Annotated in this window: 3 protein-coding genes and 1 pseudogene; 3 read left to right on the top strand and 1 reads right to left on the bottom strand. The window is 68.5% G+C overall.

All coding sequences use genetic code 11. From position 1 onward, the window contains the following. Both dnaK and dnaJ read left to right on the top strand, forming a co-directional pair. Positions 1 to 1,468, top strand: a 1,468-nt coding sequence (dnaK, locus tag Q8M88_RS16210) for a molecular chaperone DnaK (protein ID WP_305598190.1), incomplete at its 5' end; no start/stop codon positions are given. Positions 1,469 to 1,638: 170 nt separating this feature from the next. Then, positions 1,639 to 2,787 carry a molecular chaperone DnaJ gene (gene dnaJ, locus Q8M88_RS16205; protein ID WP_305598189.1) on the top strand — a complete coding sequence of 383 codons (1,149 nt, stop codon included), beginning with the start codon at positions 1,639 to 1,641 and terminating at the stop codon, positions 2,785 to 2,787. A gap of 362 nt (positions 2,788 to 3,149) precedes the next feature. Here dnaJ and Q8M88_RS16200 read toward each other — a convergent pair whose 3' ends face one another. Next, positions 3,150 to 3,674: a GNAT family N-acetyltransferase gene (locus Q8M88_RS16200; protein WP_305598188.1), complete on the bottom strand. Its 525-nt coding sequence runs from the start codon at positions 3,672 to 3,674 to the stop codon at positions 3,150 to 3,152. Positions 3,675 to 3,770: 96 nt separating this feature from the next. Between Q8M88_RS16200 and Q8M88_RS16195 the strand changes: the two are divergent. After that, positions 3,771 to 4,234, top strand: a pseudogene (locus Q8M88_RS16195) (DNA mismatch repair protein MutS); the annotation flags it as partial.

The raw sequence follows: 4,234 nt of genomic DNA, 5'->3' as shown, positions 1-4,234 counted from the left end.
CGCCCAGCGCCAGGCCACCAAGGACGCCGGCAAGATCGCCGGCCTGGAAGTCCTGCGGATAATCAATGAGCCGACCGCCGCGGCCCTGGCCTATGGCCTGGAAAAGAACGAAGGCAAGAAGATCGCCGTCTACGACCTCGGCGGCGGCACCTTCGACGTCTCGATCCTAGAGATCGGCGATGGCGTCTTCGAGGTGAAGTCGACCAACGGCGACACCTTCCTGGGCGGCGAAGACTTCGACATGCGCATCGTCGACTACCTCGCCGACGAGTTCAAAAAGGAAACCAGCGTCGACCTGCGAAAGGACAAGCTGGCCCTGCAGCGCCTGAAGGAAGAAGGCGAGAAGGCCAAGAAGGAGCTGTCGTTCACCACCCAGTACGAGGTGAACCTGCCCTTCATCTCGATGAACGCCTCGGGTCCGCTGCACCTGAACATCAAGATCTCGCGCTCCAAGCTGGAAGCCCTGGTCGAGGATCTGGTGGCCAAGACCGTCGGTCCCAGCGAGCAGGCGCTGAAGGACGCGGGCCTGAAGAAGACCGACATCGACGAAGTCATCCTGGTCGGCGGCATGACCCGCATGCCCAAGGTGGTGGAGACGGTGAAGGCGTTCTTCGGCCGTGAACCCCACACCGGCGTCAATCCCGACGAGGTCGTGGCTCTGGGCGCCGCGGTCCAGGCCGGCGTGCTGCAGGGCGACGTCAAGGACGTGCTGCTGCTGGACGTGACGCCGCTGACGCTCGGCATTGAGACGCTGGGCGGCGTGTTCACCCCGCTAATCGAGCGCAACACCACGATCCCGACCAAGCGCAGCCAGACCTTCTCCACAGCCGACGACAACCAGAGCGCGGTGACCATCCGCGTCTTCCAGGGCGAGCGGCCGATGGCGCAGGACAACAAGATGCTGGGCCAGTTCGACCTGGTGGGCATTCCGCCGGCCCCGCGTGGCGTGCCGCAGGTCGAGGTCACCTTCGACATCGACGCCAACGGCATCGTCAACGTCTCGGCGCGCGACAAGGCGACCGCCAAGGAGCAGTCGATCCGCATCCAGGCCAATGGCGGGCTCTCCGACGCTGACATCGAGAAGATGGTCCGCGAGGCTGAGTCCAACAAAGCCGACGATGAGAAGCGCAAGGCGGTCGTCGACGCCCGCAACCAGGCCGACGCGGTCATCCACTCGACCGAACGGGCCATGGCCGAGCATGGCGACAAGGTGGGCGAGCCCGACAAGTCGGCGATCGAGACGGCGCTGGCCGATCTGAAGGGCGACCTGGAAAGCGGCGACGCGGAATCCATCGCCGCCAAGACCCAGACCCTGATCCAGGCTTCGATGAAGCTTGGCGAGGCGATGTACGCTGCTCAGCAAGGCGGCCCGGCCGACGACGCTCAGGGTCAGCCCCAGGGCGGTGGCGACGATGTCGTCGATGCGGAGTTCGAGGACGTCAGCGACGAACACAAGAAGTCGGCGTGACGCTTTGACCCATGGCGGCCGACGTATCCCTGCCTCAAAAGCATCCATGGGGAACGTCGCCGCCAACCTTCGCGGGATGAAGGCCTCGTTTCACTCGGCGCTAAGCCTTGCAGTGGAACGGGGCCCCTCCCACCTCAAGCTTCAGACTCAATCGAATGCCTGATGATTTGATGCGGGACTATTACGAGATCCTGGGCGTCGAACGGAGCTGCGACGGCGCCGTTCTGAAATCGTCCTTCCGCAAGCTGGCGATGGAGCATCACCCGGACCGCAATGGCGGTTGCGAGGATGCGGAGTCCCGCTTCAAGGAGATCAACGAGGCCTATTCGGTCCTCTCCGATCCGCAGAAGCGCGCCGCCTACGACCGCTATGGCCACGCCGGCGTCAGCGGCCAGCAGGGACGCGGAGCGGGCCAAGGCTTCGGCGACGTCCACGATATCTTCAACGACGTGTTCGGCGATGTCTTCGGCGACATGTTCGGCGCGCGCGGGCGCGGCCGGGGTCCAGCCCGTGGCCAGGACTTGCGCTACGACCTGGAGATCAACCTCGAGCAGGCCTACGCCGGCGCCGAGGTCGAGCTCACCGTCCCCTCGTCCATGCATTGCGAGACCTGTGACGGCTCGGGCGCCAAGCCCGGCACCAGCCCGACCACCTGCGGCACGTGCGGCGGGGCAGGGCGCGTGCGCGCCTCCCAGGGCTTCTTCTCGGTCGAGCGCACCTGCCCGCGCTGCGGCGGCTCCGGCCGCCTCGTGCTGGACCCCTGCGAGGACTGCCACGGTCAGGGCCAGGTGCGGCGCGAGCACACCCTGGCGGTGCGCATCCCTGCCGGCGTCGACGACGGCGCCCGTATCCGGCTGGCCGGCGAGGGCGACGCTGGCGCGCGCGGCGGACCGCGCGGCGACCTCTACATCTTCCTGTCGGTGCGCCCGCACGAGCTTTTTGAACGCGACGGGCTCGACCTGCTTTGCACCGTGCCGGTGACCATGGCGACCGCGGCGCTCGGCGGCGAGATCGACGCGCCTTGCCTGATGGGCGGCGAGGACTGCGACGGCGAGTGCAAGATCAGCGTCAAGGTGCCGGAAGGTTCGCAGACCGGCCGCACGCTCAGGGTCAAGGGTCGTGGCATGCCGTCCCTGCGCTCGCGCGAGCGCGGCGACCTGGTGGTCGAGCTGTTCGTCGAGACGCCGGCCAAGCTGACCGCCCGCCAGAAGGAGCTGCTGCGCGAATTCGCCGGCCTCTGCGGCGACCAGCAAAACCCCAAGTCCGCCAACTTCCTTGGCAAGGCCAAGCGCTTCTGGAGCGAAGTCACCGGCGGGTGATTTAGCCGCTCATCCCGGCGAAAGCCGGGACCCAAGCGGGCTGTCAGCGCGCAAACCGCAACACCATTGACCCAAGTAAGCGACGGCCGCGCCCGCGGGCGGGCTGCGGCTTGAATCCCATGGAAGATCGCGAGCCTGGCGACCCGGGCCGGTTAAGGACCGGCCCCCGGCCGGCCGCGCCGCGGCGAGCGCTGCGCGCTCGTCCTTGAGAGGCCCGGGTCGCCAGGCAAAATGCCGCCATGGGATTTAAGCCGAGGCGTCGCCGGGCGGCGCGCTTTCGACGAACGATCCCCAATCCTCTCTCCCTCCCGAACGTCATCCTGTGGCTTGTCCCGAGATGACGTTCAGTGAAGCGCCGCCCCCTACTCGAACAGCGCGCCGATCCGCGGCCAGAGGTACGCCGTCTCGAACATCACCCCGCCGGGGCCGGCTTCCGGCCGCTCCGCCTGCACCGCGCCGCCCAGGTGTTCGTAGAAACTCCGAGCGCGGCGGTTGTCGCTCAAGGTGCTGATTCGCATCGACCCGAAGCCCCGCGCCGCCATCAGCCGCGCCGCGTCCGCGACCAGCCGCCGACCCAGCCCGAAGCCTTGCGCCGCGCGCAGCAGATAGAGGGTGTGGATCTCCGCCTCGCCGTCGATGGCCCGCCGCGACGATCCCACGCCCGCATAGCCGACCAGCCCCGAGCGATCGGCGGCGGCCAAGGTCAGCTCCGTCGGCTCGGCCTGCTTCAGCGCGAAACGCCAGCGCCGCGCGTGCACCGGGACCGACAGCCGCGACAGATAGGCCTCCGGCAGCATCCCCGGGTAGGTCTCGCGCCACGCCCGCACATGGACGGCCGCCAGGTCCTCGGCGTCGGACGGTCCGGCTGGGAAGATCACGAAACCCATGAGTGACAGCTTGGCGCCGCGTGCGCGCTTCGCAAGGGCCCGTCCTCTCGCGGGGGGCTGACGCGCCGCGCGTGCGAGGATAGCTTCGCCGCCCAAATGAACGCCCCTGCTTCCCCAGAGTCCCTCGACGCCGCGCCCCTCGACGCCGCAACTGGCGCCACGCCGGTGATGGCGCAGTACTTCGACGCCAAGTCGCGCCAACCCGACGCTCTGGTGTTCTTCCGCATGGGCGACTTCTACGAGCTGTTCTTCGAGGACGCGCAAGCGGCCGCCGCCGCCCTCGGCATCGCGCTCACCGCGCGCGGAACCCACCAGGGCCGCCCCATCCCCATGGCCGGCGTACCGGCGCACGCCGCCGAGGCCTATCTCGCCAAGCTGATCCGCGCCGGCTTCAAGGTCGCGGTCTGCGAGCAGATGGAGGATCCCGCCGCTGCGCGCAAACGCGGCGCGAAGTCGGTGGTCCGTCGCGACGTGGTGCGCGTGGTCACGCCCGGCACGCTCACCGAGGACGGCCTGCTGGACGCCCGCGGCGCCAACCGGCTGGCGGCCGTCGCGGTGCG

The organism is Phenylobacterium sp. (genome assembly GCF_030693805.1).
Lineage (GTDB): Bacteria > Pseudomonadota > Alphaproteobacteria > Caulobacterales > Caulobacteraceae > Phenylobacterium.
The sequence above is the reverse complement of the archived record's forward strand: the minus strand, read 5'-3'. Positions and strand labels throughout refer to the sequence as shown.